Consider the following 21,342-nt stretch of genomic DNA (forward strand, 5'->3'; position numbering starts at 1 on the left):
CGCCCATGCAACTTTCTGGGAACGCAGCGGACCCTTGGACTCTTTGAGGCGAGCAATCAGGACGATTGACTCTGGGTGTTACAATAATTCTCTTGACCGGGGTGCAGGGGCGGAGCCCCGCATTCCAGCCCGCCCGCACCCGGCACGCTGCCCGGCGCAAATTGCGCAAGGATAACCCCATGATTTCGCCTGTGATTAAATGGGCATGTTCTTGGTCGGGAAAAAGACGGAAATTCCCTGTTGACAGCTTTTGTCTGAAAGGGTGAGGTGTGGCGCACAAAAGCGCGCTCGTCCCCTTGCCCCTTTGCGGGTCCAGGGGGTGCATACCCCCTGGCGGAGGGGGCCTGGGGAGGCAGAGCCTCACCAGAAATATTTACCTTGAAACGATGGAGAACCGAATGCGCCTGTCCAAAGCTTATGTCCCGACCTTGAAGGAAGTGCCTGCCGAGGCCGAGGTGGTCAGCCACCGCCTGCTTTTGCGCGGCGGTTTCGTGCGCCAGCTCACCCGCGGCATCTACACCTACCTGCCCCTGGGCCTGAAGACCCTCAACAAGGTGGCGGACATCGTGCGCCAGGAGATGAACCGCGCAGGCGCGCAGGAAATCCTCATGCCCATGGTGCAGCCGGGCGACCTCTGGGCCGAGACGGGCCGCTGGGAGTTCTACGGCAAGGAGCTTTTGCGCTTCAAGGACCGCGCCGACCGCGACTACTGCCTCGGACCCACGCACGAGGAAGTGGTCACCGACCTGGTGCGCGGCGAGGTGCGCTCGTATCGCCAACTGCCGCTGAACCTGTACCAGATCCAGACCAAGTTCCGCGACGAGATCCGCCCGCGCTTCGGCCTCATGCGTGGCCGCGAGTTCGTCATGAAGGACGCCTATTCCTTTGACCGCGACGAGGCCGGGGCCGACGCGAGCTACCGCGCCATGTACGACGCCTACTGCGCCATCTTCCGCCGCCTGGGCCTGGAGTTCCGCCCTGTGGAGGCCGACACGGGCTCCATCGGCGGCAACTTCAGCCATGAGTTCATGGTCCTGGCCGACACCGGCGAAGACACCATCGCCACCTGCCAGGCCTGCGAGTACGCCGCCAACCTGGAAAAGGCCGAGGTCGTGGTGCCTGTGGACAAGTGCGACTGCGGCCACGACTGCCCGGCCTTCAGCGAGATTCCCACCCCGGCCAAGCACACGGTGGACGAGCTGTGCGATTTTCTGGGCATCGAGGCCGACACGCTCATCAAGACCCTGCTGTTCGACGTGGACGGCGCGCCTGTGGCGGCCATGGTGCGCGGCGACCGCGAGCTGAACGAGATCAAGCTCAAGAACCATCTGCACGCCACCGATGTGAAGTTGGCCTCGCCCGAGCAGGTGGTGGCCTGGACCGGAGCGCCCGTGGGCTTTGCCGGGCCGGTTGGCCTCAAGGCCGCGAACATCAAGATCATCGCCGACCGCGAGCTTGATTTCGAATGCGGCTGGTTCACTGGCGCCAACAAGGCCGACACGCACCTGAAGAACGTGGACCTGCGCCGCGATGTGAAGCTCGACGCCTACGCCGACCTGCGCAACATCACCGAGGCTGACCGCTGCCCGCGTTGCGGCGGCGAAGTGAAGCTTCGCAAGGGCATCGAGGTGGGCCACGTGTTCAAGCTGGGCCTCAAGTACTCCCAGGCCATGAACGCCAGCTTCCTGGACGAGAACGGCAAGGAGCAGATCATGGTCATGGGCTGCTACGGCATCGGCGTGTCGCGCATCGTGGCCTCGGCCATAGAGCAGAACCACGACGCCGACGGCATCAAGTTCCCGCCGTCCATCGCGCCCTACGAGGTGGCCCTCTTGTCCCTGGCGGGTAAGGACCCTGAAGTTGCCGAAGCCGCGGACAAGCTCTATGCCGAGCTTACCGGCATGGGCGTCGAGGTGCTTTACGACGACCGCGATGAGCGCCCGGGCAGCAAGTTCAAGGACGCGGATCTCATGGGCATGCCCATGCAGCTCGTGCTTGGCGGCAAGGGGCTCAAGAACGGCATCATCGAGGCCAAGGACCGCCGCACCGGAGAGAAGCGCGAGCTGAAGCTGGCGGATTTCGCCGGCGAGTTCGCCTCCTGGCGGCGCACCGTGCGCCAGGGCTGGGGCCTGGGCGTAGAGTAGCAAGGCGGGCATGGCCAGGGGGCTTTGCCCCGGCGCTACGGCAGAGAGTCTCATACTCTCTGGACACCCCCCTGAAGTGAAAGGACTCTTTCAGCACCCGCTGGAAGAGTCCTTTTGCTTTAAGGCGGGCAGGGCATGTTGAAGGTGCTGCTTTCGTGCGACGTCATCAGTGCGGGCGCAGCACTTGCGAACACAAAAGAATTAATCGTGCGGGCTGGGCGAAGGCCCTGCGCGGGGTTACTTATAGGTATGGGCAGATAATCCGCCAGAACTTCCATCGAACAAGGGAGGCAGGCCATGAAGGGCGACCATGAGCATTCCCACGATCACGCGCACGAACACACCCACGAGCATGAGCATCCGCACGAGCATCCGGGCATTGGCGTGCATTCGCATCCGCACGCGCACACCCATTCGCACGTGCACACGCACGAGCACAAGCATCCGCACGAGCACGGAGCGGACGAGGCCGGGCATGTCCATGATCACACCGGCATGCACGGTCCGCACGATCATGAGCATGGCGGGCATGATAAGGAACCGCACCAGCACGAGCACTAGCGGCAGGCGCAGCGCAGGCGCGCCCGGCTGCTATTCGCCCAGCACGTAGGAAAAGACCAGCGGGGCCACGATGGACGCGTCGGAATTGATCATGAACCGCGGCGTGTTCGCATCGAGCTTGCCCCAGGTGATCTTTTCGTTGGGCACCGCTCCGGAGTAAGAGCCATAGCTGGTGGTGCTGTCGCTGATTTGCGCGAAGTAGGCCCAGAATGGCGTGTCGTCGCGCTCCATGTCCTGAATGAGCATGGGCACCACGCAGATGGGGAAGTCGCCTGCGATGCCGCCGCCAATCTGGAAGAAGCCCACCGGAGTCTTTTCTGCGGCCTTTTGCATGTACCAGCCGGCCAGATGCTCCAACTGCTCGGTTCCCCGGCGGATGGCCCCGTGGTGCGGCAGCTTGCCGCGCATCACCTCGGACACGAAGATGTTGCCGAGGGTGCAGTCCTCCCAGCCCGGAGTATAGATGGGCAGGCCTTTCTCCTTGGCCGCCAGCACCCAGGAGTCCTCGCGCGGGATGCGGAACAGCTCCTCCACGCCGGGCTGGTCCAGCAGGGCGTAGATGAACTCCCAGGGGAACCGCGGCTGGCCGGACTCCGCAGCTTCGAGCCAGAGGGCGCTCATGCGCGCCTGCACCTGGCGGAACACGCCTTCGGGGATGCAGGTGTCGGTGACGCGGTTCAGCCCTTCGTCATACAGGGCTTTTTCGTCAGCGGGGGAGAGGTCGCGATAGTTCGGCACCATGCGGTATTCGTCATGGTTGAACAGGTTGAACAGGTCCTCCTCCAGATTGGCCGCAGTGCAGCAGATGGCCGCAACCTTGTCCTGGCGGATCATTCTGGCCAGGGAGACGCCGATTTCGGCTGTGCTCATGGCTCCGGCCATTGTCAGGAACATGGCTCCGCCGCGGTTAAGCAGCGCGCGCCAGGCCTTGGCCGCGTCCAGGGTCTCGCGGGCGTTGAAGTGGCGGAAGTTCAACTCCATGAAGTCGGAAATGCATCCCATTAGTATTCTCCCTCTCCCGCTAGAAGCTAACGTGCCAGTTTGCGTACGCATTCATGCCGGGCTCGCGGTATTCAAGCCCGCGCGAGGTGGCCATGTAGTTCGTGTACGAGGCGTTGGTGAGGTTGTTCACGCCAAGGGTGAACTCGTGCTTCAGGCCGTCTGCTTCAAGGTTGTAGCCGGTGCGCGCATTGAGCACGACCCAGGACTTGCTGCGCTTGCCAGTGGGCGTCACATTGTTCTGCTCAGCCGCGGCCTGCGTCTCCGCCGCCCACCACCAGGGGCCGATGGTCTGCCGCACGCCCGCGAGGCCGGAGAGCGGGGCGATGAACCCGAGCCATGTGCCGCGGGTTTCGTCGCGGCCCTGGGTGTAGGCCGCGTTGGCGTAGGCCATCCAGCCCTTGGCGAAGTCCCACTCCACAGACTGCTCCAGCCCGTAGATCTCCGCCGTGCCGATGTTGTTCATGGTGTAGGTTTTGACAGCCGTCAGCTCGCGGCTGATATAGTTGTTCAGGAAGTTGGCATAGGCAGAGGCATGCAGGCGCAGGCTCTCGCCTACGCGGTGCAGGCCGACTTCGAAGAAGCGAGACTCCTCGGGCTTCAGGTCCGGATTCCCTTTTTCGATCATGCCGCCTGTGAGGTTGATGCGCTTGTACAGCTCAAGAATGTTCGGCGTGCGGTAGCTGGTCGCCGCGAGGACCGTGGCCGACCAGGGGTCGCTGAAGTCCCAGGTGAGGCCGGCGTGGCCGCCCCAGTTGTTGTCGTTTTTTTCTCCGCCGGACTTTGAGACAGGCGTGCCGCCGCCGTTGGTGATGTGCACGGCGTCCACGCGGCCGCCCAGGTTCAGCGTCCAGTTTGGGGCCAGCCTCCAGTCGTCTTCGGCAAAGGCGCTGGAGACAAACTGGCTGGCGTCCGGCACGGGCATGGCGTTGGTGACCACTCCGGCGGTGCTCATGACCTGCGCGCGGGAGCGCATGTCCCAGTTGGAGGCCTCGGCCCCGGCCACCAGGGTATGGTCGCCCAGGTTCAGCACGTTCTTCCACTTGCCCGTCACGGTTTCGTGCGTGCCGGAAGGCTGCTGCCAGGCCACCGTGCCGGAGGTGTAGTTGTCCAGGCGCGGATAGCGGGTGATGTACTGCCAGGACAGGTCTAAGGAGGACTCCTTGAGCACGGAGTTCTTGGGCGTGAAGCTGTGCGCCAACTGCACGAATCGGCGGTTGTTCTCGCGCAGTGTCAGGTCGGCGTTGCCGGGCAGGCCGCCGGAGTTGCCGCCGGGAACGCCAATCTGGCTGCCGTTCATGTGCTGATACTGCACTTGGGTCGTGTGTTCGTCCGACCATTTAAAGGCTCCGGCCAGCTTGCCCTGCCAATCCTCGAACTGGGTGTTGCGCATCTTCTCACCCCGCCCGTCGAAGGAGCTCGCGCCCTCGCGCCAGCCGCCGGAGCCGAGGAGCCAGTAGCGCTCGTCGGAATACGACAGGTTGCCGTAAAGATTCGGCCCCTGCGGGTTGGTGGAGTACGTGGTGTCCGCCTCGCCGTGCAGCTCCTGCCGTGGGGTGAATTTCCCTTTCTTCGTGATGATGTTGACCACGCCGCCGGTGGAGCCGGAGCCGTAGAGCGCGCTCACCGGCCCTTTGAGCACCTCGATGCGCTCGATGTCGTTCTGGTTCACCACTCCAAGGCGGCCATTTATGTCCGTGGTCATGTTCATGCGCACGCCGTCGACGAGCACCACCACGGAGTCGCGGCCCAGGCCGCGGATGTTCACGTCCGAGCTCCAGGGCGAGTCTCCGCTCTTGCTCACGCCGGGAATGCGCGCCATGGCCTCGGCGATGGAGGCGGGGCCTGTCTCGCGGATGTCTGCGGACATCACCACGCCAACTCCGCCAGGGGTTTTGGAGGCCGGGGCGGCAATGCCGCGCGCAGTCACCAGCACCTCATCCAAGGCGCTTGGCTTGTTCGCGTCTGCGCCAAGGGCTGCGCCAGAAGAGAAAAACACCAGAGCGGCGCCGCAAAAACAACGGGCCAACAGGGAAGCAGGCCGGAGAGGATGACCCATGGTAGACTCCTACAGGACCAGGGATTTGACGCGCACGCTCTTGAGCATGCCGAGCTGACCGGCCAGCGCGCCTATTTCGTCGGTGGTGGCGTTGACCACCAGAGTGAGCAGGCCGGTGTCGGCCGTGCATTGCGGCAGGTTCATGCGCGCCACCACCAGATTCGGAAACGCGGAGAGAACGGTTTCGATGCTTCCCAGGGCTTCGCGGGCATCGCCGAAGGCCACGCCCACCAAACCGATACGGGACTGCGTTGGTTTCACTTGAGGCTCCTTGCTTATCGTGCCACTAATTTAAAATAAATAGCACTGGCCGTGATGATATGCAATTCAATTTTTCCATGCCAGCAGGGATTTAGTAAATGCGTATTTCGATTCATCTGTAATGGCTGTCTTAAATTTGGCTGATAAGAATCTCTGTTGATAATCGGCAAAATTCGTGACACGCTAGGGATATCTATCAAGGATAATCCTGGAGGGTTCATGCCGCTTCAATTTCGTTTTTTGCTTTTTGCCGCCTGCATCGCCGTTGCGCCGATGGTCGCGTCCCCTTGCGCAGCCATGGCCGCGGAGCCCGCGCCGGTTTTGCTGCACAATGGCGAGCGCTTTCTGCGCATAGGCAACCTGGGATTTGCCAAGGCCAATTACGACAAGCTCATTGCCAACTACCCCGGCACGCCTGAGGCTGCCGAGGCTCACAGCGATTTGGGCGTCATTGCGGCCCGCCAGGGCAACGACGCCCTTGCCGTGGCCGAGTATGAAAAGGCCCTCGCCATTGACGGCTATCCTCTGGCGCACTTCAATCTGGGCCAAGCGCTCCTGCGCATGCTGGACAACGGGGGCGACCCTGCTCTGCGCGCCAAGGCTTTGCACCATTTTCTGGCATTCCAGTCTTACCTGCAAAGCGAAAAGCCGCGTCCGCCCATCCTTACGTACTCCATGCAGGAGGTGAAGACGGAGCTGGACGACGCGCTCAAACGCTTGCGTTGATTTGTTTTTAAGCAACCCTCGGATTCGGGCCAGGCCCTCTCCCCAGGTTGCGGGAGACATGCCCCGTAGGGGCTTTGAGGACTTAGGCCTTCAGCTTGATGCCCTTGGCCTTGAGGGCCTTGACGCTGGCGCTGCGGTCCACGAAGTGCGTGTGCAGCAGCTTGTGGGCTTTGTGGCCTGCGGGGCCGTCATTCAGGAAACCATCTTTGGCGTAGAGTTTCTGCACCATGGGGTTTTCCTGGGACTTGCGCAGCTTGTAGAGTTTGGGGTTGGCGTCGGCGGCGTACACGCCGGTCTGGCGTTTGCTCACCAGGTCCAGCTCGGCGGCCTGGGCTTCGGAGACAAAGGATGGTGCGGCCACGGCCACGGTGGCCACGGCGGCGGCGGTGCCGGCCAACTTCAGAAACTGCCTGCGGGTGCAATCCAGATTGTTGCTCATGTTTTGTTCTCCCTGTTGACTAAAGCTAGGCCTGGGCCTTCATGGCCAAGCGCTTGTTGATTTCGGCGAAAACCTTTCTGCAGCCGGAATCGGCAACGCGCACGGAGGGATTCATAATTTGTCCGCCACCGTTCACGCAGCCGCCAGGGCAGGTCATAATCTCGATGAAGTGGTGCTTGCTCTTGCCGGCCTTCACTTCGTCGCAGATCTGCTTGGCGTGATCCAGGCCGCTTGCCACGGCGACGTTGACCTTGCCGAACTTGGGCACATCCACGCTGGCGGTCTTGATGCCCTCGTGCGCGCGCACACCCTTCAGGTCCACATCGTTGAGCTTCTCGCCAGAGAGAACCTCGTAGGCCAGACGCAGGGCCGCTTCCATGACGCCGCCGCTGGTGCCGAAGATAGTCGCGGCGCCGGTGGCCTCGCCCAAGAGCGGATCAGGGCTTTCGTCCTTCAGGTTCTTGAAGTCGATGCCAGCCTTCTTGATCATGTAGGCCAGCTCGCGGGTGGTGATGGTCACGTCGGTGTCGCGGTAGCCGCTGGCCGCCAGTTCCGGGCGCAGGCCCTCAAACTTCTTGGCGATGCAGGGCATGATGGACACGGTGAACATTTTGGCCGGGTCGGTTTTGGTCTGCTGAGCGCCGTAGGTTTTGGCCAGCGTGCCAAGCATGCCGATGGGCGATTTGGCGGTGGACAGGTTGGGGATGAGCTCGGGGTAGAAGGCTTCCACGAACTTGACCCAGCCCGGGCAGCAGGACGTGAACTGGGGAAGCGGGGCCTCTTTGCTGGGCTTCTTCACGCGTTTCAGAAGTTCGGTGCCCTCTTCCATGATGGTCAGGTCGGCAGCGAATTCGTTGTCCCAGATGAGCTTGAAGCCGAGCTTGCGCAGGGCCGCGTGCATCTTGCCACCAACGTGGGTGCCCGCAGGCAGGCCGAAGGCTTCGCCCAGCGCGTAGCGCACGGCCGGGGCAGGCATGGACACGCAAACGGTTTTCGGGTCCTTGAGGGCCGCGAAAACCTCGTCCACGAAGGTAACTTCTTCGTAGATGGCGCCGAAGGGGCAGTTCATCAGGCACTGGCCGCAGTTCACGCAGGCGGCGGGATCGAGCACAGTGCGCTTCTCGTCCTTGCCCTGCGCTTGGATCGCACCGGTTTTGCACACATCGTCGCAGACGCCGCAGGACTCGCACTTGGCCGGGTCCACCTGGACGAACGGGTATTTGCTCGGGTCAACGTCCTTCGGGGCGCTCCCCTTCATCATCACCTTTTCCATTTCACGCATCGCATACCTCCAGATTTAATGGATACATCCGCACTCTACCCAGTTGCGTACACACGCAGCTGTGCTACGTAATTCTGAAAAATGGCATAAAAAAGCGATAGACTTGAAATTGATGCTATGTCAAGCCGGGTTAAGGATCTGTGAGAAGCTTGGCCGGTTGCGGCAAAGCCTGCGAGGCCGGGAGCGGGGAGCGGGGCGCCTGGAGGGGCGGTGATTCGAGAGCACCGCAGAGCCCTTTCAATATGTTTTGGGTGCCTGCGGCTATGCGGCCATTTACCGGGCTTGAGAGCCTGTGCACCGCAAGGAGATTGCCGTGGGCGGCGAATGCATCGTGAACGACACAAGGGGGTTGCGCCCCGGATTCGGAGCCCTGCCGGACGGCGGGTGCTTTCGCCGTGCACGTTCGCGCGTTCGCTTTCCGGGCACCAGCAAAACCTTGCGCGTTCGCAACCTGGCCCTGTGGCTGTCCATTGCCGCGCACACAGCCCTCTTGGGAGGGATGCTGGCTGCAGGCATGCCCTCCGCGCCCTCGTCCCCGCCGCATATCAACGTGGAGTTCGTGGAGATTCCCGGCGCCAGAGGCGGTGGCGGCGCGGCTACCCAGGTGACGCCAGGAAAGCCCTCTGCGCCAGCCCCAGCCGCCAAGGCAGACGCTGCGCCGCCCCTGCCTTCGCCACAGTCTGTTGCGTCCGCGCTGACGCATGGCGCAGCGGCGGAGCCCTTGGCGAGGACATCTGCAATGCAGGGCGTAGCGGCAGGAGGCCAAGGCTCCGACAGCGGTTCAGGGGGAGGCCAAGGCTCCGGCATGGGAGCATCTGCTGGCGTTGGAACCGGACAGGGCGGTGTGGCAGTGGACCGGATGCCCGTCCCTGTGCGCCCGGTGAAGCCTCGCTACCCCATGGCCGCACGGCGCGCGGGCCAGGGCGGACAGGTGCTGCTCAGACTCTTTGTGGACCAGGAAGGGGCCGTGCGCGAGGTGACGGTGGTTCGCGCAGATCCGCCCGGGGTCTTTGAGGACGCGGCGCTGGAGGCCGTGCGAAAGTGGCGTTTTTCTCCAGCCGTTGCGCACGGCGCAGTGGTGGGCATGTGGATGACCCTGCCTGTGCGGTTTGCGTTGGACGAACGATGATGGACGAGTGTTGGGTGATGAATGATGCTGAAAGACGAAGCTCCCGGGGATTTATCCCCAGGAGCTTCTTTTTAGGCGTTTAGCTTTTGGCGCTCGCCGCGCGATCTACAGCGCGATCAACTCGTAGCGCCGGGTGCCCAGGCCGAGCGCCTCGGCGTAATCCAGGCCAAGATGTTCCGGCAGGTGCGGGCGCAGGGCGCGGAGCTTGTCGTCGCCGGCCTTGAGCCCTTTGGGCAGGTGGCTGGGCCACAGGGGCTCGGCCTGGTTGATGAGGTCAATGCTGGCCTGGTCTATGGCCACGGGATCGAGCGAGGCCAGAATGCCCACGTCCGGGCAGATGCAGGCGTCCGAGAAGCCCATGCAGTCGCAGTCCGGGGTGATGTTGGTGACGAAATTGATGTGCAGGCAGGGCTTGGCGCGGGGCTGAAGCACTGCTGCCGCATACTCCATCATGCGTTCCAGGAAGGCGGCCACGTCGGTCTTCCAGTTGATGACCAGGCCCTCGTGCTTGCAGGCCAGGAAGCAGGCGCCGCAGCCTATGCACCGACTGGTGTCGAGCTGAATCTTTTGTCCTTTGCCTTCAAGCCCGTCCGCCAGGGCCAGCGCCTGTGAGGCGCACATGCCTGCGCAGGCTCCGCAGCCCTTGCAGTTATCGAGCATGAGCATGGGCCCGGTGGTGACGTGCTGCTGCATCTTGCCCTGCTTGCTGGCGCTGCCCATGCCGATGTTCTTCAGCGCGCCGCCAAACCCGGCCAACTCGTGGCCCTTGGCGTGGTTCACGGAGACGAAGAGGTCGGCGCTGGCGATGTCAGCCGCGATGAAGGCTTCGGTATAGTGCTTGCCGCCAGCCACAGGCAGGACTTGCTGGCTGGCGCCCTTCAGCCCGTCGGCAATGATCACCGGCGCGCCCAGGAGCAGGGGGTCGAAGCCGTGCATGGCGGCCTGCATGGCGTGAGACACAGCCTCGCCGCGCTGGCCCACGTAAAGGGTGCTGGCGTCGGTGAGGAAGGGCCGCGCGCCCGCCTTGTTCAGGAAATCCAAAATGGGCTTGAGCATCAGCGGCTGGACGTGGCTGGTGACTCCGCGCTCGCCGAAATGGATTTTAACGGCGGTCAGTTCGCCGCCGTCGATGCTTTCGGCGAAGTGCGTGCGGTCCAGCAGGCGGCGGATGCGCTCTGCATAGGGCGCTTTGATGCTGGCGCGGAGATTCCAGAAGTATACGGGGCTGGTCATGGGCGGCCTCCCTGGGGTTTTGTGATGGGAATGGAGTCGCAGAACGCCTCTGAGAATTCCTGTGCCGTGGCGAGGGGCTGGCTAGTGGCGGCGTCTTCGCAGCCGGTGGAGCACACGAGCTCGGCCAGGGCGCGGGCGGCCTGGGAAGGTTTGCCTGTGCGAGCGGCGGCGCGCATAACGAAGTCCCCGGCGGACTCTTCGCAGGTGAGGGCGCTTCCCGCCTGGAGGCCAAGGCGGTGGCAGGCGCGGTACAGCTCCATGAACTGCTGGCAGTCCGCCTGGGCGGACTGGCTCGGGCGGCTGTTCTGACCGGGCTGGCCTGCCTGGGCGTGCGCGGGCAGAAGGGCGGCCGCAAGGGCGAGGGTTGTGAGGGCGATGCTGGCGGTGCGCATGGGGGAAGCGGGCCTCCTGAAAACATGAACGGTAGTTTGCCCAGCCAAGCTTCAGCTGGCAAGGGGAATCTGCGTAGTTCAGGGTCTTTGGCGATACAGCCGCCCAGGGTCTTTACATTGCAGGGGCGATGTATATTATAGAAGTCAGAGGCCGCTCCGGAAGGTCTGGAGGCGGGGCCCAGGAGGCAACGGCAACGGAGGGTGTACTCGAATAATTCCACAGCATTCGCACACAGAATGGCGGATTGAGCCGCCCCTCGCCAACAAAAAGCGCAGTGCGCCGCAAAAGTGACCCGATAGGCCCGGACAAAAGTGGACCGGGGTCACCCGGAAGAACCGGAAAGCGGCGCACCCCTTTGCACATCTCTTCAATGCCTCCACACATTTCATCTCTTGCAGCAATGCTGCACCGAGTCCGCTGAGAATCTGTTTCGCCACCTTTTTGGCTCGCCAGGATCTGTGGGAAACGGCCTTGACTGTGTCGTCTGCGTACCTATTTTTCGCTCACAACATCCGCAAGGAGGTAGCGTTATGGTGCTCGACTTCAATAGCCTGTATGCCTTCCCGGGCCGCTTCGAGCGGCTGTTCGAGGACTTCTTCAAACCGCAGTTCGCAGAGGGGCGCAGGTTGGCCTATCCGCCGCTGAACGTCAGCGAGGATGCATCCGCCTACTACGTGCGCTCGGAGCTGCCTGGCCTTTCCCTCGACTCGGTGGAGCTGACCCTCACGGACAAAAATCTGGTCATCAAGGGCGAGCGGCCCACGGAACAGGGAAAGTACTACCGCCAGGAGCGCCCGGCGGGGTTCTTTCAGCGCGTTGTGGCCCTGAACGTGCCGGTGGACCGAGACGCCGTGCGGGCTACACTGGTGGACGGCGTGCTTACCGTCACTCTGCCCAAATGCTCGGAGTGCCTGCCCCGCAAGATCAACATCGAAGTGTCGTAAGGCCGCAAGGAGGAACGCCATGGTTGAAGCATCCGCAGCAAAGAATGAAGCCAAGCCTCTGCCCCGCGTGAGTCCGGCCACGGATATTCTGGAGCGCGAGGATGGATTCTATGTGTACATGGATATCCCCGGAGTGCGGCGCGAGGATCTCAAACTCGACATCAACGAAAACGAACTGGTGGTGACCGGGCGAGCCTTGCAGGGCGCTTCGGAAAAGGAGACCTTTCTGGAGGTGCAGTTCGGGCCCGGAGAATACGTCCGATCTGTGAGCCTCTCGGACCTGGTGGACCGCGAGAACATCAAGGCCAGCCTGAAGGACGGGGTGCTCATGATCCACCTGCCCAGGATGGAGAAGGCTTCGCCGCGCCGAATCCCCATCCAGACCGTTTGATTATCGCCTGAAATGTAAAGCGTTGCTCCCCTGGCCCCTGCTGGACCGGGGGAGCTTTTTTTCGACGCGTCATGCGCCTGGCGATGTCTGGGCGGACCCAGCTTCGGCCTTGGCAGGCAGCGGAGCGTCCTCGCTGCCGGCTTTGGTGTCGTCGTGGCGATGAAAGCCTGACTGGTCCCCATAGTGCGATTTCGGCTCCGCCGCCGTCGCCAGTCCGTTGGCCACGATCTGCAGCTCTGGTTCCGCAGGGGGGGGCGCTGCAAGTAATGTCATATCCCAGAGGCCTGCTGTAGGCAGTGCCGCCTCGGACACCTTGAACCCGCACTTCCGCAAGTCCTGGGCCGTTGGCAGGCGGCCAGCGGAATCCCTGAACAAAAAGAGACATTGCATTCTGGTCCTCCTGGATTGCAGAGGGTTGTTTATGTGCTCCCATCTGCATCGTTTTGCGAATATCTATGTGACGCACTTGTGCGTGTCCAGGTGTTTTTCGTATTGGTACCTATAGGTTTGCCTGTTTGCTTTTTGAAGGCACCCTTTCTACGTTTAAAAGTTTTGCAAATGCATAAAATATTACATGTGTTGCAGTGCCGTTAGTCTGTTCGGCAGATGCACGACAGTGTGCGAAAGACTCAGGGCGGCGTGCCGCAGGAGTGGACAACTCGCCCCTCTCGGCCTAATGTGCAGTAGGAACCGTCGGCATTGGCGGGGCCGCCATGTTTTTAGGAGGTTTTCAAGTCCGTGACGCAACAGGCACCCTTTCTCTCCCCCCCTCTTTTCCGCTTCGTGCCCCTGCGGCCAGCCCTCGCGGTGGCCCTTACCCTGTGCGCGCTGGTTTTGCCGCCGCACACCGCGAACGCCAACAAGACCTCCCCGGCTCAGCCCTCGGTGCTGGAGCCCGATGCTACGCCAATGGTCCCCAAGGTTCGCGAGTTGCTCGCCAAGGCCCAGGCGGGCGACATCCACGCGCAGAACAAGGTAGCCATCCATTTGGCCACCGGAGACGGAGCGCCCAAGGCTCTGGCCGAGGCTGTGCGCTGGTGGACGCTGGCTGCGGACAAGGGGTTGGCCGACGCCCAGTTCAATCTGGCCCTGGCTTACGACCAGGGCAAGGGCGTGGCTCAAAACGCTACCCAGGCCGCAGAATTGTATGAGAAAGCAGCCGCTCAGGGCAACGTGGCCGCCATGTACAATCTGGCCGAGCTCATCAGCTCTGGCAACGGCGTGCCCATGAACCTGGGCCAGGCTGCGCATTATTACGAGTCCGCGGCCAAGAAGGGCCACGTGAAGGCCATGTACAACCTTGCCCTGGCGTATTCGCGCGGGCAGGGCATGGAGCGCGACGAGGCCAAGGCCGCCCATTGGATGCAGAAGGCCGCCGAAGCCGATCATCCGCGCGCGCAGTACCTGTTGGCGCAGATGTACGCCCAGGGTCTCGGCGTGCCCAAGGATAAGGCCAAAGCCGCCCACTGGCTGGAGCGTGCGGCCAAGGCCGGACACGCCAGGGCGCAGTATTCCTATGCCCTGCACTGCCAGGAGGGTCAGGGCGTTCCCGCCAACGCCCCCGCCGCGCTGCGCTGGTACCGCGAGGCCGCCACCCGCAACCACACAGGAGCCATGTGCAATCTTGCGCTGTTGTTGCTTGAGGGCAAGGGCGCGGACAAGAATCCGGCCGAGGCCGAGGCGCTGCTCGTCCGCGCCTCGGAGCTGGGCGACCCCAAGGCCCAGTACAACCTTGGCCTTTTGTACCAGGAGGGCCAGGCTCTGGCGAAGAATCCGTCCCAGGCCTATTACTGGCTTTCCCTGGCTGCGCAGCATGGCCTGCCCGAGGCCCAGAAGCACCGTGATGCCGTGGGCAAGGGGCTTTCCCGTGTGGACCGCGACAGCCTGGACGCCCGCGTGGCCGCCTTCCGGCCCAAGTCTCCCGGACGGTAGAGGCTGGGGAGCGCTGCTGCGCAACAAGAGCCCTTGGCCTTGACGGCGGCGTGGCATTGGTCGCACAATGCGGTCTGTGTCGTTCCCCTGTTGCTTGCCGGAGGGACCAGCCATGCGCATAGAGCAGATCATGCGGCACGACCCCACGCGGGTCGGTCCAGACGAACCGATTTCACGGCTCATCGAATGGTATGCCAATCCTGGCAGCCGCTCGCGCTACACCTATGTGGTGGACGAGCGCGGGGTGCTGCTTGGCGTGGTCACCATGATGGAGATTCTGGGGTTGTTCCTGGAGCCTGAGGTGGTGGATAGCCACGAGAGCGGCACCGTGTCCGATGACGAGGCCATCCGGCGCATCAGCCGCACATTGAAGGACAGGAAGGACCAGCCCGTTTCAAGCCTCATGCGCCGCGACCTGCCAACAGTGGCTCCGGGCGGACTGTTTCTGGACGCACGCCTGCTCCTGCGCGAGCGCAAGATCACTGCCCTGCCCGTGGTGGACGCGGACGGCGTTCTGGTGGGCGAGGTCACCCGCCGGGTGCTGGTGAAGCTGCTGGACAGCATGCTGCGCGATCCCGACCTGCACAATTTGAAGAAGGACTGCAAGCGCCTGTTTGAGAGCGCGGGCAGCGAGTTCTTCGTGGGGTAGGTCGGCCTACGCTGAAAGCACGTCCAGGATCTCTATGGCTGCGGCCTGCCGGGCTGGGTACGCCCCGGCGGCCAGTCCCAGCAGCACCGAGCCCGCAAGGGTGGACAGGGTGAACACCGGCTCGAACACGTAGGGGAAGCCGGCGAGCATGCACACCAGCTCCACCAGGATCAGGCTGGCCGCGACCCCGCAGGCCCCGCCCACACCGGCCATGATGCCGGCCTCCAGCAGAAACTGACGCGTGATGTGCCCCCGGCTGCCGCCCACGGCACGGCGGATGCCGATTTCCGTGCGTCTGGCCTGCACCATGAGCACCATGATGGACAGGATGCCCATGGCACCCACGGCGAAGGATATGACAGAAGTGATGGCGCCCAGCGTCTGCACCAGGTCCAGGGCCTCGCGCCGCAGCTGCATGGCGTCTGATGGGGTCAGTAGGCTGAAGTCGTCCTTCTTGCCTTCCAGGTGATGCCGCTGCCGCAGGATCGCCGCTGCCGCCGCCTTCACCTGCTCCAGGTCCGAGCCCTCAGCCAAGCGCAAATACGCCCCCGTTATCCAGGTTTGGTTTGCCGCCCGGCGCATGAAGGTCGTCAGCGGCAGAAAGGTCTGCTCATCCTGGTCCGTGCCCGTCAGGTCGCGTCCCTTGGCCTCCATGACGCCCACCACCACGAACCGCGCTCGAAACACCTGCACCTCGCGGCCCAGAGCCGCTTCCGGCGTGCCGAAAAGACGCTCCGCGATCTTTTTGCCCAGCACCACCACGCGCTCCATGTCCTCTACGTCGGCACCCGTGAGGAAACGCCCGTGCTCGGCCTGGAAGCTGCGAATCTGCACGTACTCCGGCCAGGTGCCCACCATCTGCGTATTCACAGTCATTGCGCCTGCGCGGATTGGCATGGTGCTGGACAAAAACGGGGCAAGGCCCAAAACTCCCGGCACCCCGGCCTCCAGGGCGCGGGCGTCCTGCACGGTGAAGGTGCGCTGAAAGCCCTGGTTGCGCGCGCCGCCTTCCCGCGTGAAGCGCACCTGCCCAGCGAGGGCGGCGAACAGGCCAGGCCCCAGCTTCTCCGCCTCGGCCTCAGCGTTTTTGTACATGGCCTCGGCCACGTGCTGCACTCCGTTAAACGACAGCGCGCCCAGAAAGACGCCCAGCATGGCCAGCACCGCGCGCAACTTGTGGGCGGAGAGCGAGGCCAGGGCTATCTTGAGGTCGAGCAGCATGAACGGGTTGTAACGCGGCTGCGGGCGGTCGGCAAGGGTGGGGAAAGTTAGGGACGCCTGCGGTCGAACTTGTGCTCGGCCTGGGTCAGGTGGTGGATCAGCACGTGGGATATCAGGTTGACCCCGGTGCCCGCGAACACCACGGGAAGCAGATACAAGGCGATGCGCAGCTCGCCGATGAAGAGGCGGTCGTCAAAGGTCGAGACCGATACCTGGGCCATCTCCCGCAGTCGTGAAAGCAGGGCGACGTCGAGGCCGGCAATGATCACGAGGAGCATGGCGAAGAACAGGACGGTGAGGCGGGAGATGGATTCCTTACGGGAGAGGTAACAGTAAATGGCTCCAGGGAGGATGAAGGAGAATAAGAGGAGGAGCACGAACTCCGTTTCAACAAAGGTGCTGGTCTGCATTGCGGCGCCTCCTTGCCCGGCGGGCGGGCGCTTGGTCGATGGCAGACGGGGCCTGCTGCGAACCCGGCTATTGCCGTATATCACACTCCAAGCATGGGCCGAAGCACGTCCCATACCCGGTCGGGGCTGATGTCCTTCATGCAGTTGTGATGGCCCAAGGGGCATGCCTTGTGCCCGTGCAGGCCGCAGGGGCGGCAGTCCAGGGCGGTTTCGAGCACGCGAGAGTGTTGACCGCGCGGGAAAAAACCAAGGCTGCGCACTGTGGGGCCGAAGCAGGCGGCCAGGGGCACGCCCTGGGCCCAGGTCAGGTGCATGGGGCCGGAGTCATTGGTCAGGCAGGCGTCGAGCCGCCCCAGGCAGGCGGCCAGCGCCGGGATGGTGAGCATGTTGGCGAGATTTATCAGGCGGCCGCTTGCGTCGCCTGCGGCATTGGCGATGTGCGCGGCCAGGGCTTCCTCGCCCGGCCCGGCGAAAAGCAGCACCACGGCGCCGGCGTCCAGCGCCCTGCGCGCGATTTCGGCGAAGTGCTCTTTGGGCCAGCACTTGGTGGGCCAGGTGGAGCCGGGATGGATGCCGAGCTTGGGGCCCACGGGTAGTCCGTCGAAGATCTCCGCGGCGCGGGTCTTGGCCTCGTCGGTCAGGTCCAGGCGCGGCAGTGGCGCTGGGGTCGCCTTGTCGGCGAAGATGCCCAGCGGCCCGCCAAGCTGGAAGATGCGCTCGATCTCCTCCAGCCTGCTGAAGCTGCGGTCCACCAGGTGCGTGTAAGCCAGCCAGTTGTACCAGGGCTGGTGGTAGCCGATGCGCACGGGCGCGCCCACGCTGCGGGCCATGAAGGCGCTGCGCAGGCTGGCGTGGGGCGAGATCCAGAGATCGAAGCCCTCCAGGGAAAGATCATGGCCCAGGGCGCGTGCGGCGAAAAGACTTTTCTGATTGCCGCGCTTGGCGAAGCCGCGCACGCTTGTCAGTTCGCGCTGGGCGCTGAACAGGCCTTCCAGCCCCGCGCGCACGAAATAGTGAATCTCGGCCCCGGGGTAGCGGGCCTTCAGCGCCTGGATGAAGGGCAGTGTCAGCACTGCGTCGCCCAGAAAGGCTGTCTGCCACAGGCCGATCTTGCGGAAATCGCGGGTGGAGAGGTCTATCCGGTTCATGGGGTCCGCCTTGCTTGGGCAGCCTGCGCGGGCTGCCCCGCCTGGGGCAAAAGGGGCGGCAGCGTCTTGCCCTTGCGGGCGCGCTGCGGTACACAGTGGCGAGAGGCGAAAGCCACTGCCCTGGAGGGAGTCATGAAGTACATCATGTTCGAGGATTTTTCCGGCGCGCCAGTGCCCATTATTTTCCCCAAGCGAATCGACTTTGCCGAAATGCGCGAGCAGATTCCCTACACCAAGGTTTTGTCCGCCGGCTATGTCCATATGGCCGCCAGCGGGTTCGCCTGTCACGGCGAGTCCAAGAGTCTGGAAGTGCAGGCCAGGCCGGAGGACGCAGCCATCATCTCGGCGAAATTGTCCAATCCGGACATGTAGGCCGGGCCGGAAGGCGCCGCCAGAAAGGCAGAAAGGCCGGGAAGGTTCGCCCTCCCGGCCTTTTTCCGTTTCTAGTCGTACTTGACCGCGCTGAACTTCATGAGGCTGTCCCAGGAGTGGATGGCCTCGATGTAGCGGATGGTGCCGGTTTTGCCGCGCATGACCAGCGAGCTGGTCTCCGCGCCGTAGCCCAGGTAGCGCACGCCCTTCAGGAAGGTGCCGCCGCTGATGCCTGTGGCGGCGAAGAACACGTCATCGCTCTTCACCAGGTCGCCCACGGTGAGCACGCGGCGCACATCGACACCGGCCTGGGCCAGCAGGTTCTTTTCGTCCTGCTTCTGCGGGTCGAGCTTGCAGAACATTTCGCCGCCCATGATGCGGATGGCGCAGGCCGCCAGGACGCCTTCGGGCGTGCCGCCGGTGCCCATCATCACGTCCACCTCGTTTCTGGGGTCGATGGCCATAAGGGCTCCGGCCACGTCGCCGTCGGTGTGGAGCTGGATGCGCGCTCCGGCCTCGCGGATGTCGGCGATGAGCTTCTTGTGGCGGGGCTTGTCGAGGACGAAGACCACCAGGTCGTCCACGTCTTTGCCCAGGGCCTTGGCGATGCGCATGAGGTTGGTGGGCACCGGGGCCTCGATGTCGACCACGTTCTTGGCCGCAGCGGGCACCACGAGCTTCTGCATGTAGTAGCTGGGGCCGGGATCGTACATGGTGCCGGCAGGGGCCACGCCCACCACGGAAATTGCGTTGGGACGGCCATAGGCCAGCAGGCTGGTGCCCTCAACGGGATCGACAGCCACATCGACAGCCAGGGGGCCGCCTGCGCCGACTTTCTCGCCGCTGTGCAGCATGGGCGCGTTGTCTTTTTCGCCTTCGCCGATGATCACCGTGCCGCTGATGGCCAGCGAATTGAACGACAGGCGCATGGCCTGGACCGCAGCGCCGTCTCCGGCGTTTTTGTCGCCTTTGCCCAGCCAGCGGGCGCTGGCCAGCGCGGCGGCCTCGGTGACGCGCACCAGATCCAGGGCCAGATTTCTTTGCGGAGCTTCCATCCGTGCTCTCCTTGTGTGTCGAGACGAAGTAATTTGTTTCGTCAAATTTAGTGTGAGCCAATGTTAACAGGCACAAGGCTGGTCGGCAAGGGTTCACCGTCGACGGATGGCGGCAGAAACCGAAAACCAGTGGGCGTAAAAAAAGGGAGCGGCTTTGCAAGCTGCTCCCTTCGTTTCGTTAGATGCTGATCTTGGCGCCCAGAACCGCTGCGAACTTGGCTATCCAGTCCGGGTGGGCTGGCCAGGCCGGGGCAGTCACCAGGTTGCCGTCCACGTGGGCCTTGTCCAGCGGTATGTCGGCATACTTGCCGCCCGCGCAGACCACGTCCGGTCCGCAGGCCGGGTAGGCCGAGCAGGTGCGGCCCTTCAACACGCCCGCGGTGACGAGGACCAGCGGCCCGTGGCAGATGGCCGCAATGGGCTTCTTCGCGCGGTCGAACTCCTGCACGATCTGGAGCACGCGCTTGTTCAGGCGGATGTACTCCGGGGCGCGGCCGCCGGGAATCACCAGACCCACGTAGTCCTTGGTGTCCACCTTGTCGAAGTCCTTGTTCAGGCTGAAGTTGTGCCCGCGTTTTTCGCTGTAGGTCTGGTCGCCCTCGAAGTCGTGGATGCTGGTGCGCACCGCGTCTCCGGCCTTCTTGTCCGGGCAAACGGCGTCCACCGCGTAGCCCAGCATGGCCAGGGCCTGGAAGGGCACCATGACCTCGTAGTCCTCAACGTAGTCGCCCACGAGCATGAGGATCTTCTTGCCGACGGGCTTGCCCGCCAGCTTGACCACGCTCTTCGGCGCAGGCTTCTTGGCCAACGGCTTGGCCGCCGGTTTCGCCGGGGCTTTCGATGGAGCCTTGGGGGCCGCAGTCTTCTTGGCCGCAGCCTTCTTCTCAGGAGCCTTCTTGGCCGCAGCCTTCGCGGGCTTTTTCGCAGTCGCCATGGGGGATCTCCTCTACGGGGTTGACGTTGGGGCCTTGGTCAGCCTGGCCGCGCCTCCAGCTCGTGCCGTCCGCGCGGTCGCCTATCTCCTATCCGAAGTAGCGCTCCCGAACCTTGCGGGCCACGGTGGGCGCGGTGAAGCCGTATTTCTCCGCCAGCTTGGAGGCCGGGGCGCTTTCGCCGAAGTGGTCCAGGCCAAGGGCCAGACCGTCCAGGCCCACGTAGCGGTACCAGCCCTCGGGGCGTCCGGCCTCGATGGCCACGCGCTTGAGGGTGGAGTGGGGCAGCACGGACTCCTTGTATTCCGCGCTCTGGGCCTCAAAGAGCGCCACCGAGGGCATGCTGACCACGCGGATCTTGCGGCCCGGGGCTTCCTCGACCAGGAGCTTGGCGGCGTCCAGGATCAGGGAGACCTCGGAGCCGGAGGCCATGAGGATCACGTCCGGGGTGCCCTCGCAGTCCTTCAGAACATAGCCGCCGCGCTTCACGCCTTCGGCCACGGCGGGGAACTCCTTGGGGTCCATGACCGGCAGGCCCTGGCGCGTGAGGAAGATGCACGAGGGCTTGGCGGTCTGGCGCAGGGCCAGCTCCAGGCACAGGGCGGTCTCCGTGGCGTCGGCCGGGCGCAGGTCGATGAGGTCCGGGATGAGGCGCAGGCTCGCCACATGCTCGATGGGCTGGTGCGTGGGGCCGTCCTCGCCCACGTGGAAGGAGTCGTGGGTGAAGACGTAGAGCACGGGCAGCTTTTGCAGGGCCGACATGCGGATGGCGTTGCGGCAGTAGTCGGAGAAGGTCAGGAAGGTGGCACCGAAGGGAATCACCCCGCCGTGCAGGGCCAGGCCGTTCAGGATGGCGGCCATGGGGAACTCGCGCACGCCGAAGGACCGGTTGCGGCCCAGGGGGTTGTCGGCAGCGAAGATGCCCACGGCGTCGCGGAACTTGGCGGTCTGGTTCGAGGGGTCGAGGTCCGCGCTGCCGCCCACGAGGTTGGGCAGGAAGTCCTTCATGGCGTTCAGGCATGCGCCCCAGGCCTGCCGGGTGGCGATCTTCTTGCCGGGCTC

Annotated in this window: 23 protein-coding genes; 8 read left to right on the plus strand and 15 right to left on the minus strand. The window is 63.8% G+C overall.

Features of this window, described 5'->3' with window-relative positions:
• The first annotated feature begins 398 nt into the window (after positions 1 to 398).
• A complete protein-coding gene (locus Q8O35_RS01360) occupies positions 399 to 2,144 on the plus strand; it encodes a proline--tRNA ligase (protein ID WP_305569692.1) in 1,746 nt (581 codons plus the stop codon).
• 237 nt (positions 2,145 to 2,381) lie between these two features.
• On the opposite strand, the gene Q8O35_RS01365 is transcribed toward Q8O35_RS01360, so the two are convergent.
• Genes Q8O35_RS01365 through Q8O35_RS01380 form a run of 4 tightly spaced genes read right to left on the minus strand, consistent with a single transcriptional unit; the run spans position 2,382 to position 6,024 of the window.
• Positions 2,382 to 2,675 carry a hypothetical protein gene (locus tag Q8O35_RS01365; protein WP_305569694.1) on the minus strand — a complete coding sequence of 98 codons (294 nt, stop codon included), beginning with the start codon at positions 2,673 to 2,675 and terminating at the stop codon, positions 2,382 to 2,384.
• Positions 2,676 to 2,735: 60 nt separating this feature from the next.
• Positions 2,736 to 3,707, minus strand: coding sequence for a deoxyhypusine synthase family protein (locus Q8O35_RS01370; protein ID WP_305569696.1), 972 nt, complete (start codon positions 3,705 to 3,707; stop codon positions 2,736 to 2,738).
• A 19-nt stretch (positions 3,708 to 3,726) separates the two neighbouring features.
• Complete coding sequence (locus Q8O35_RS01375) at positions 3,727 to 5,763, minus strand: TonB-dependent siderophore receptor (protein WP_305569704.1); 2,037 nt, start codon at positions 5,761 to 5,763, stop codon at positions 3,727 to 3,729.
• A gap of 9 nt (positions 5,764 to 5,772) precedes the next feature.
• The gene (locus Q8O35_RS01380) at positions 5,773 to 6,024 is read right to left on the minus strand and encodes a TM1266 family iron-only hydrogenase system putative regulator (protein WP_305569711.1); all 252 of its coding nucleotides are present in this window, start codon (positions 6,022 to 6,024) and stop codon (positions 5,773 to 5,775) included.
• Positions 6,025 to 6,243: 219 nt separating this feature from the next.
• Here Q8O35_RS01380 and Q8O35_RS01385 point away from each other — a divergent pair, with 219 nt between their 5' ends.
• Positions 6,244 to 6,750, plus strand: coding sequence for a tetratricopeptide repeat protein (locus tag Q8O35_RS01385; RefSeq protein WP_305569713.1), 507 nt, complete (start codon positions 6,244 to 6,246; stop codon positions 6,748 to 6,750).
• Positions 6,751 to 6,832: 82 nt separating this feature from the next.
• On the opposite strand, the gene Q8O35_RS01390 is transcribed toward Q8O35_RS01385, so the two are convergent.
• Both Q8O35_RS01390 and Q8O35_RS01395 read right to left on the minus strand, forming a co-directional pair.
• Positions 6,833 to 7,189: an iron hydrogenase small subunit gene (locus Q8O35_RS01390; protein WP_305569715.1), complete on the minus strand. Its 357-nt coding sequence runs from the start codon at positions 7,187 to 7,189 to the stop codon at positions 6,833 to 6,835.
• 25 nt (positions 7,190 to 7,214) lie between these two features.
• Entirely contained in the window at positions 7,215 to 8,471 is a 1,257-nt protein-coding gene (locus Q8O35_RS01395; protein WP_371133077.1) for a [FeFe] hydrogenase, group A, read from the minus strand.
• Between the two features lie 313 nt (positions 8,472 to 8,784).
• On the opposite strand from Q8O35_RS01395, the gene Q8O35_RS01400 reads away from it, so the two are divergent.
• Positions 8,785 to 9,600 (plus strand): energy transducer TonB, encoded by an 816-nt coding sequence (locus Q8O35_RS01400; RefSeq protein ID WP_305569717.1) that lies wholly within the window; start codon positions 8,785 to 8,787, stop codon positions 9,598 to 9,600.
• 105 nt (positions 9,601 to 9,705) lie between these two features.
• Here Q8O35_RS01400 and Q8O35_RS01405 read toward each other — a convergent pair whose 3' ends face one another.
• Together Q8O35_RS01405 and Q8O35_RS01410 are read right to left on the minus strand one after the other, a co-directional pair.
• Positions 9,706 to 10,833: a DUF362 domain-containing protein gene (locus Q8O35_RS01405; RefSeq protein WP_305569726.1), complete on the minus strand. Its 1,128-nt coding sequence runs from the start codon at positions 10,831 to 10,833 to the stop codon at positions 9,706 to 9,708.
• A complete protein-coding gene (locus tag Q8O35_RS01410; protein WP_305569731.1) occupies positions 10,830 to 11,225 on the minus strand; it encodes a hypothetical protein in 396 nt (131 codons plus the stop codon). Before Q8O35_RS01410 ends, Q8O35_RS01405 begins: the two co-directional genes overlap by 4 nt.
• A gap of 531 nt (positions 11,226 to 11,756) precedes the next feature.
• On the opposite strand from Q8O35_RS01410, the gene Q8O35_RS01415 reads away from it, so the two are divergent.
• Both Q8O35_RS01415 and Q8O35_RS01420 read left to right on the plus strand, forming a co-directional pair.
• The gene (locus tag Q8O35_RS01415) at positions 11,757 to 12,170 is read left to right on the plus strand and encodes an Hsp20/alpha crystallin family protein (protein WP_305569733.1); all 414 of its coding nucleotides are present in this window, start codon (positions 11,757 to 11,759) and stop codon (positions 12,168 to 12,170) included.
• Positions 12,171 to 12,189: 19 nt separating this feature from the next.
• Positions 12,190 to 12,561 carry an Hsp20/alpha crystallin family protein gene (locus Q8O35_RS01420; RefSeq protein WP_305569735.1) on the plus strand — a complete coding sequence of 124 codons (372 nt, stop codon included), beginning with the start codon at positions 12,190 to 12,192 and terminating at the stop codon, positions 12,559 to 12,561.
• A 69-nt stretch (positions 12,562 to 12,630) separates the two neighbouring features.
• On the opposite strand, the gene Q8O35_RS01425 is transcribed toward Q8O35_RS01420, so the two are convergent.
• A complete protein-coding gene (locus Q8O35_RS01425) occupies positions 12,631 to 12,951 on the minus strand; it encodes a hypothetical protein (RefSeq protein WP_305569737.1) in 321 nt (106 codons plus the stop codon).
• Between the two features lie 348 nt (positions 12,952 to 13,299).
• Between Q8O35_RS01425 and Q8O35_RS01430 the strand changes: the two genes are divergently transcribed.
• Together Q8O35_RS01430 and Q8O35_RS01435 are read left to right on the plus strand one after the other, a co-directional pair.
• A complete protein-coding gene (locus Q8O35_RS01430) occupies positions 13,300 to 14,493 on the plus strand; it encodes an SEL1-like repeat protein (protein ID WP_305569739.1) in 1,194 nt (397 codons plus the stop codon).
• 112 nt (positions 14,494 to 14,605) lie between these two features.
• Positions 14,606 to 15,142: a CBS domain-containing protein gene (locus Q8O35_RS01435; RefSeq protein WP_305569764.1), complete on the plus strand. Its 537-nt coding sequence runs from the start codon at positions 14,606 to 14,608 to the stop codon at positions 15,140 to 15,142.
• A gap of 6 nt (positions 15,143 to 15,148) precedes the next feature.
• Here Q8O35_RS01435 and Q8O35_RS01440 read toward each other — a convergent pair whose 3' ends face one another.
• The 3 genes from Q8O35_RS01440 to Q8O35_RS01450 all read right to left on the minus strand — a co-directional run bounded on the left by Q8O35_RS01440 (position 15,149) and on the right by Q8O35_RS01450 (position 17,921).
• On the minus strand, positions 15,149 to 16,363 hold the full coding sequence (locus Q8O35_RS01440; protein ID WP_305569774.1) for an ABC transporter permease: 1,215 nt from the start codon (positions 16,361 to 16,363) through the stop codon (positions 15,149 to 15,151).
• Between the two features lie 47 nt (positions 16,364 to 16,410).
• Positions 16,411 to 16,773 (minus strand): hypothetical protein, encoded by a 363-nt coding sequence (locus tag Q8O35_RS01445; RefSeq protein ID WP_305569776.1) that lies wholly within the window; start codon positions 16,771 to 16,773, stop codon positions 16,411 to 16,413.
• 80 nt (positions 16,774 to 16,853) lie between these two features.
• On the minus strand, positions 16,854 to 17,921 hold the full coding sequence (locus tag Q8O35_RS01450; RefSeq protein ID WP_305569778.1) for a glycosyltransferase family 9 protein: 1,068 nt from the start codon (positions 17,919 to 17,921) through the stop codon (positions 16,854 to 16,856).
• Between the two features lie 132 nt (positions 17,922 to 18,053).
• Here Q8O35_RS01450 and Q8O35_RS01455 point away from each other — a divergent pair, with 132 nt between their 5' ends.
• Entirely contained in the window at positions 18,054 to 18,293 is a 240-nt protein-coding gene (locus tag Q8O35_RS01455) for a hypothetical protein (protein WP_305569780.1), read from the plus strand.
• Between the two features lie 71 nt (positions 18,294 to 18,364).
• Here Q8O35_RS01455 and glpX read toward each other — a convergent pair whose 3' ends face one another.
• From glpX to Q8O35_RS01470, 3 genes are all read right to left on the minus strand, one after another.
• Positions 18,365 to 19,348, minus strand: coding sequence for a class II fructose-bisphosphatase (glpX, locus tag Q8O35_RS01460; RefSeq protein WP_305569782.1), 984 nt, complete (start codon positions 19,346 to 19,348; stop codon positions 18,365 to 18,367).
• Between the two features lie 178 nt (positions 19,349 to 19,526).
• Positions 19,527 to 20,087: a DJ-1/PfpI family protein gene (locus Q8O35_RS01465; RefSeq protein WP_305569798.1), complete on the minus strand. Its 561-nt coding sequence runs from the start codon at positions 20,085 to 20,087 to the stop codon at positions 19,527 to 19,529.
• A gap of 283 nt (positions 20,088 to 20,370) precedes the next feature.
• On the minus strand, positions 20,371 to 21,342 hold a 972-nt coding region (locus Q8O35_RS01470; protein ID WP_305569791.1), incomplete at its 5' end, for a transketolase C-terminal domain-containing protein.

Origin of the sequence: Humidesulfovibrio sp. (assembly GCF_030689645.1) — a bacterium.
Taxonomy (GTDB): Bacteria; Desulfobacterota; Desulfovibrionia; order Desulfovibrionales; family Desulfovibrionaceae; genus Humidesulfovibrio.

What these genes read in the sequence shown, in the direction of transcription:
- Q8O35_RS01360 (WP_305569692.1), top strand. Translation starts at nt 399, where the DNA reads ATGCGCCTGTCCAAAGCTTATGTCCCGACCTTGAAGGAAGTGCCTGCC.
- Q8O35_RS01365 (WP_305569694.1), bottom strand. Translation starts at nt 2,675, where the DNA reads ATGCCCGCCATGCTCATGATCGTGCGGACCGTGCATGCCGGTGTGATC.
- Q8O35_RS01370 (WP_305569696.1), bottom strand. Translation starts at nt 3,707, where the DNA reads ATGGGATGCATTTCCGACTTCATGGAGTTGAACTTCCGCCACTTCAAC.
- Q8O35_RS01375 (WP_305569704.1), bottom strand. Translation starts at nt 5,763, where the DNA reads ATGGGTCATCCTCTCCGGCCTGCTTCCCTGTTGGCCCGTTGTTTTTGC.
- Q8O35_RS01385 (WP_305569713.1), top strand. Translation starts at nt 6,244, where the DNA reads ATGCCGCTTCAATTTCGTTTTTTGCTTTTTGCCGCCTGCATCGCCGTT.
- Q8O35_RS01390 (WP_305569715.1), bottom strand. Translation starts at nt 7,189, where the DNA reads ATGAGCAACAATCTGGATTGCACCCGCAGGCAGTTTCTGAAGTTGGCC.
- Q8O35_RS01395 (WP_371133077.1), bottom strand. Translation starts at nt 8,471, where the DNA reads ATGCGTGAAATGGAAAAGGTGATGATGAAGGGGAGCGCCCCGAAGGAC.
- Q8O35_RS01405 (WP_305569726.1), bottom strand. Translation starts at nt 10,833, where the DNA reads ATGACCAGCCCCGTATACTTCTGGAATCTCCGCGCCAGCATCAAAGCG.
- Q8O35_RS01410 (WP_305569731.1), bottom strand. Translation starts at nt 11,225, where the DNA reads ATGCGCACCGCCAGCATCGCCCTCACAACCCTCGCCCTTGCGGCCGCC.
- Q8O35_RS01415 (WP_305569733.1), top strand. Translation starts at nt 11,757, where the DNA reads ATGGTGCTCGACTTCAATAGCCTGTATGCCTTCCCGGGCCGCTTCGAG.
- Q8O35_RS01420 (WP_305569735.1), top strand. Translation starts at nt 12,190, where the DNA reads ATGGTTGAAGCATCCGCAGCAAAGAATGAAGCCAAGCCTCTGCCCCGC.
- Q8O35_RS01425 (WP_305569737.1), bottom strand. Translation starts at nt 12,951, where the DNA reads ATGCAATGTCTCTTTTTGTTCAGGGATTCCGCTGGCCGCCTGCCAACG.
- Q8O35_RS01435 (WP_305569764.1), top strand. Translation starts at nt 14,606, where the DNA reads ATGCGCATAGAGCAGATCATGCGGCACGACCCCACGCGGGTCGGTCCA.
- Q8O35_RS01440 (WP_305569774.1), bottom strand. Translation starts at nt 16,363, where the DNA reads ATGCTGCTCGACCTCAAGATAGCCCTGGCCTCGCTCTCCGCCCACAAG.
- Q8O35_RS01445 (WP_305569776.1), bottom strand. Translation starts at nt 16,773, where the DNA reads ATGCAGACCAGCACCTTTGTTGAAACGGAGTTCGTGCTCCTCCTCTTA.
- Q8O35_RS01450 (WP_305569778.1), bottom strand. Translation starts at nt 17,921, where the DNA reads ATGAACCGGATAGACCTCTCCACCCGCGATTTCCGCAAGATCGGCCTG.
- Q8O35_RS01455 (WP_305569780.1), top strand. Translation starts at nt 18,054, where the DNA reads ATGAAGTACATCATGTTCGAGGATTTTTCCGGCGCGCCAGTGCCCATT.
- glpX (WP_305569782.1), bottom strand. Translation starts at nt 19,348, where the DNA reads ATGGAAGCTCCGCAAAGAAATCTGGCCCTGGATCTGGTGCGCGTCACC.
- Q8O35_RS01465 (WP_305569798.1), bottom strand. Translation starts at nt 20,087, where the DNA reads ATGCTCGTGGGCGACTACGTTGAGGACTACGAGGTCATGGTGCCCTTC.